Annotated in this window: 3 protein-coding genes and 1 pseudogene; 1 reads left to right on the top strand and 3 read right to left on the bottom strand. The window is 54.7% G+C overall.

The window, feature by feature from the left end; translation table 11 throughout:
• Positions 1 to 56: 56 nt before the first annotated feature.
• A complete protein-coding gene (locus C442_RS21865; RefSeq protein WP_161606634.1) occupies positions 57 to 227 on the bottom strand; it encodes a hypothetical protein in 171 nt (56 codons plus the stop codon).
• 1,383 nt (positions 228 to 1,610) lie between these two features.
• Here C442_RS21865 and C442_RS18045 point away from each other — a divergent pair.
• Positions 1,611 to 2,726 carry a hypothetical protein gene (locus C442_RS18045; protein ID WP_008312983.1) on the top strand — a complete coding sequence of 372 codons (1,116 nt, stop codon included), beginning with the start codon at positions 1,611 to 1,613 and terminating at the stop codon, positions 2,724 to 2,726.
• A 281-nt stretch (positions 2,727 to 3,007) separates the two neighbouring features.
• Here C442_RS18045 and C442_RS18040 read toward each other — a convergent pair whose 3' ends face one another.
• Positions 3,008 to 3,976: a hypothetical protein gene (locus tag C442_RS18040; RefSeq protein WP_152418486.1), complete on the bottom strand. Its 969-nt coding sequence runs from the start codon at positions 3,974 to 3,976 to the stop codon at positions 3,008 to 3,010.
• An 883-nt stretch (positions 3,977 to 4,859) separates the two neighbouring features.
• Positions 4,860 to 5,414: pseudogene (locus C442_RS18035) on the bottom strand (IS1595 family transposase); the annotation flags it as partial.
• Between the last annotated feature and the right edge of the window lie 88 nt (positions 5,415 to 5,502).

The raw sequence follows: 5,502 nt of genomic DNA, 5'->3' as shown, positions 1-5,502 counted from the left end.
CGAAGATCGACCGCTACAGACGGCTCATCGAGACAGAAGAAGTGACTCAGATCGGATTAGTGGGTGACGCTTTGTGAGGTACTGAGTTTCGACCTCTCCTTCTCCGAGAGTCGCGGCCGATAGAACGCCCTGTATGCGAGCGAATCCAGCAACCCGAACTCGCCGCCCCGGCGGTATTCGTGTCGGAGGTTATCGACCATCCTGATAACGTCGAGTTCGATGACCATCTCCCCTGGAGATCGGTCGGCGCGGCTAGTACACGACCGTCCAGCTCCGCGTCGAAGGTCGTGCCTCAAGGACGGAGCACCATCGTGCGTAGATTCACTATTGGGTGCCAGTTACGGAACAGCATATTTATCAACTTAGGTAACGGCCGCAACGGCGGTCCTGTGTCCGGGTATAATGGCAATCGGCGCAGCCGTTTCCTACCGGTCCTCTCCCGTAGCCACGCGGCCCGTCAGCCACCAATTCCGTAGCCACGAGTCACACGAACAATTCGTCGGCGAGGACGGTTCCGAACTGCTGGGCCACAGCTTTGATATTCGGTGCTGCGGCCTTTTTATCGCCTGCCTCTACGAGTCGCTTTTCCATATCCGGGTAGCGAATAAGCCGCTTGACCTGCCCAACGATGTTTCCCAGCGATCCCGGTTCAATAAGTAGGCCGCTCTCGCCGTGGCCAGAGAAGGCTGCTAGGTATCTTCAGCGGTGGATGCGTCGATATTGCTGTTTGCTGAGACGTCCATCGAGGGGTTCGTGCGTCTTCGAGACAACCAGTCTCTGTTCCGAGAGTCCCCACTCGTCTTTCCGGACGTGGGTCGCGCCCGGGTCGTGCAGAGTTGGCTTGCCAGGAGCCTGTCATACAATAGCTCTCAACGAGTCCAATTCACAGTCTCTGGCCTGAACAGAACCGGCGGCTGGCGGAATCACGAGCTTAAGCGCGAATGTGGGGCTATATAATCGTCAGGTAGAGGCCGTGAGACGTATTCTATGACACGCTGTTGCCAGCGGGCTGTAACGCACCCGCTGCCCGAAGCGGCCATGATCAACGCCACCCGTGCCCCGTGAGGCGGAGAAATCGAGACGGTAATGCACGACGTTGTGCCGGCTCGAAAGGTGGATTGGATTCCCTAAGAGCGTGGTCAAGCAGAGTAACGGTTCCGCTGACCGCATCAGCTCTTAGCCTTGATCGCGTACTTGTTGTTCACTTTCGGGATGGGTGAGTGATACTTTCATTACTCCTCGCCCTGACCGTTGTCGGCGTATTAATTATCCTGCTCGGGCTGATTACCGTGGCCGGGGTACTCGTCATCTTGGTCGGCAAACCAGTCCTCCTCGGTCATCCGGTACGGAGTGCTGCCTGTTTCGCTCACGGGTAGGCTGACAGAAAGGACTGTTCGCTGGCCGGGTGGGCCGTTTCCACCCCAGCGCCGACGACCGTATTAGTGCGCACCTGGCCGAATATCTCTGGCAGGCCGGTCAGCGGACCTTTTCACCTCAACACGTCCTCGCTAATACCGATATACCCAAGGAATGTTTTACTATATTCGATAAGATAACTCGGGAAAGTGGAGCAGGATTAGCACTTAGTGCTACTCAGCAAGTCCGGGAGTATGTCCGAGCGCGGCCTCAGCATCGAGGTACTATTCCCGCGCGAGCGACCGGCAACCGTCGGATTTTTCTCTCCTGAGCAGGAGGGTCTACCCATGTTGACCCGTTGGCTTGATATTGACGACGACGACGATCCGGTCGCCATCGTCGTAACAGTAGTCTTTGCCATCCACATCGCTGGGCTCTCGATATATCGATGGGTCATCCGGACCGTCGCAGGCCGCGAGTTCCTCTACGATGCCGAGCTGTGGGTCGACTTCGGGAATCAAGTCCTGGAGGGTGGCGTGCTGTACGCCCAGGTCCCGGACAATAAACCGCCAATCTGGGCGTTCATCAATATCGTCGCAGCCGCTACTCCTGTTCCCCATCTGATTCTATTGACAGTAACTGGCATCGGTGGCGGCTTGATGATCTGGCTCGTCTTCCGCCTCCTGAGCCGTGGGTTTGACCAGCGGTCCGCCGCAGTTGGCGCCGCGTTCACCGCCTACGGCATCTTCGTCCACACGTACGGGTTTACGAACAACAAGACGTTCGCCCTCGCGTTCTTGTTATTAGGACTCGTCGCATCGAGCGGTCGACGGGCCGGACTGTCCTATGGGATCGCTGGGATGATCGCCCAGCAGATCGCCTTCGCTGGGCCCGTGGCACTGTGGTGGGAGTACCGGCGCGGCGGGTTAGAGCGGCTCCGAACAATGACGGGAGCTGTAATCGCCGTTGCCGTTGTCTCGTACGCGCTTGTCTTGGTCATCTGGGGCGTCGACGCTCTCGCCGCAGGTATGCGACAGTCGCTACTCCTCGTCCCCAATTTCATTCAGGGCGCCAGTCAGTTCCAAACGTCAGGGTCACTGTTCGCCGACCCCGGCCGCTATGTCGATCTTTTCCACCAACGGAGTGCCCGGTATCTCCCACATCTGTTTCTGGCCGTGTTCGGAGCTGCACGTGTGGTTGACTCGTCGAACGACGACCTGGAGGTAACGTACTTGGGGTTGGCGTTGACTGCATGGATGGGGCTCGCTTTGTTCGTGCGAGTCTGGCGTCACTACTGGTTGCTTGTGCTTCCGGGCTTGGCGATACTCGCCGCCAGTGGACTACACTGGATCCTCTCTCGAGAGCAATAGCGGTAAGCACTCCACAGCGGTGGGCCAAGAATGTGTAACAGGTCAGCACTACAGCGGGGAACTCAGCGTCCGGAATTAGTAATTAGTGGTAATCCACGAGCGTCACGACGCCGGTCACAAGCGCCGTTCCGCGATTCCCTAGCGTTGCTCGCACCGCTCTCAGCCGGACCTGAGCCGCTGTGGCCACCGAAGGACGCCGAGGCAGAGAGATACCATCGTAGATAGCATTACTCCCCCTTGTCCTATCATCGTTAAAGACCGAAGCGGCCCGGAGATAAGGATTACACCCAATTTTCGACGTATATAGTAATCATTATTAAGATTGTGAATCCTGTATAAACTGCCCCTTCCGTCGCGAACGAAACTGGCGTTATCGAACCAAGATTGAAATAGAATATTAAGAGACACGGAACAAGATATACAAATACGGGGACAGATACAGAGCCGAGGTCAGACAGCCGGTCTGTGAGGGCTGTGAGTCCCTCGAGAGACATAATAACGAATGCTGGGAAGCCCATCATAATCAGCCGCGCCACATCAGTTGCAACTAACAACTGTGCGTATACAAGAATCAAGAACGGTAGGAATCGAAATAGCGTAGGGATGGTTTTCCGCAGATTAAACACAGGGAAAACAATCAGAAAACCAAACGCGCTAACGCTGATTTTGGTCAGAAACTCCGCATCGAGTCCGGTGATTCTCGGTACTCCTATCGTCAGGAAAGTATTAACATAGCTGTATTCGCCACCTGCTCTGATTGATACACGTATCAATACAAGAATTGTTACTGCCGGAGCAACCAGCGTGGCGAATCGTTTGATCGTGCCCCGGTTGATTATTTTTGATGCGGGGAACGTAAAGTACAGTGGGGCAACGAAGAGAACCGATTCTTTAGCAGTAACGCCCACAAGCAGCGCAATCAAGAATAGCCAATTGCGCTCAGTGAAGACGGCGTAAATGCCGAGGAGTGTAAATACATACGCAATTGGGTCGGTAAGCCAGAAATTATAGAGGTAGTAGCCACTCACCGAACTCAGATTCACGAATAATGCCGTACCGACGAAAGCGGTACAGGGTTTAAACCCGTATGCTTTCGATATCTCGTAGACTAATACTCCAGACAGGGCGAGACTTGCAAGTGAAATTGTCATAAAACTCGTTGCAAGGGGAAGTGGCAGCAGCTTGACCAACGATGGAGTCAATACCCGCCAGCAAAGTGGTGCCGTTGAACATTGGACTCCCTCAGCCATCTTAATGTAGAATTGGTGATCCCATATATTACTGAAATTCGGATGTCCCGGAACAAGGAGAGATAACGTTTGAGCGTACACCGCCAGCAAGAGAAGCGTCCAAACCGCTACTAGTAGCTGATCAAGGTGTAATCTGAACCCCCGTTTTACATACGACCCATTCATAATGACAGCTCCATCTTACTTGCAAAAATAGTTTGACTTATGCTGGCCTGTGATATTTTTTGCCATATTTACTTAATCACAGTGTTGAGTTTTATTATCCGATCTCCCCCGAATTTGAAATAGTTTGTTATGAAATCCAGTTATATGCACCCGGTTGTGAGATTTTTCTGCAGCTGATCGGCGTCCCAGAAGTGGAAAGAAGTCAGAACTTCGGTAACAAACTCAGCGTCTCGGTGAACCCGTTGATGATCCAAAGAGATTTGATAGTGCTGAATTTTGTGGTGACAGTCGGAGTACCGGATCTAAATCCTCTGGACGCCCTGAGGAGGTAGCGCGTAATCGTCCTGCAGGACCCCAGTCCGAAGATAGACCGAGAGGCGCATGTCCGCGACTTCGTCGGCGAGTCGGTATGCGATGAACCAGGCACCAGCCAAGACGGCCACACGAATGCTGTTGCCTCAGCGTCGCCAAGAGTGATGCCCAGCGCGGCCCCATCTCTCCGTCCGGTAGACAAATCCGCTGATAGTATGGTTCCAAGTCGTAAGGGCAGATATGAATCCTATACCGGCCGTTGAGTTTGCGCGTATTCCCAAAGTGACGAGTATACCGCCCTCAAGGGCGCGATAGTGGATTGTCCAGAAGTTGTCTAAGCCGCGACCTTCCGGGTGGGGCACTCTAAAACTCCACTTGGCAGTCGCTCTTCGGTAGACTGGCGGAACTAGCGGAATACATTGACGGCGATACAATCTATGAGACCGTGGATCGGTGCCCCAGTAAGGTTCAGTGACCGGAGGAAGCCGTAGGTCCGAGCGGCCTGCTCCAAGCCCTGCTTGGACAGGCCGCGGAACTTCGCCAACCACGGCTGGAGCAGTGACCAGAGACACTCTACCTGGTTCGTGTGGACGCCTTCGCCGGAGACGTACCGGTCGTCGTGGACAACGTATCGGTGATCGTGCTCCATGCCTCGGTATGCTGGCAATCCATCAGTCCAGACCTCTCCCAGCGGCTGGGAGAGGTCGTCTGCTTCCTCAATAACTGGCCCGAGATCATCTTCGTAGTCGCTTCCCTCTTGGGCTGAAACCACGCGAAGCACGTCGCGGCAGGCCGCGACGAGCGTCAGTTCGTCTCCCTGATCCCCTGTCCAGCGGGTGCGTCCGCCTTCGGGCGACCCGCCGCGGTCGAGTCCCTCCCGCGGCGGGTCTTGGCCTTTGAAGCCCGAACACACCTGCTGTGTTTCATCGACCTGCGTTGGCCCATCGACTGTCTGGGAGATTAATGAGTACGAAAACTTTTGTTAGTTAAGCTTGATAGATGAGTAATGGAGCGCTCACGTCGAAAAGAGATTGAGCATCACTTGACTG

Source organism: Haloarcula amylolytica JCM 13557, from assembly GCF_000336615.1.
GTDB classification, from domain to species: Archaea; Halobacteriota; Halobacteria; order Halobacteriales; family Haloarculaceae; genus Haloarcula; species Haloarcula amylolytica.
The sequence above is the reverse complement of the archived record's forward strand: the minus strand, read 5'-3'. Positions and strand labels throughout refer to the sequence as shown.

What these genes read in the sequence shown, in the direction of transcription:
- C442_RS21865 (WP_161606634.1), bottom strand. Translation starts at nt 227, where the DNA reads ATGGTCATCGAACTCGACGTTATCAGGATGGTCGATAACCTCCGACAC.
- C442_RS18045 (WP_008312983.1), top strand. Translation starts at nt 1,611, where the DNA reads ATGTCCGAGCGCGGCCTCAGCATCGAGGTACTATTCCCGCGCGAGCGA.
- C442_RS18040 (WP_152418486.1), bottom strand. Translation starts at nt 3,976, where the DNA reads ATGGCTGAGGGAGTCCAATGTTCAACGGCACCACTTTGCTGGCGGGTA.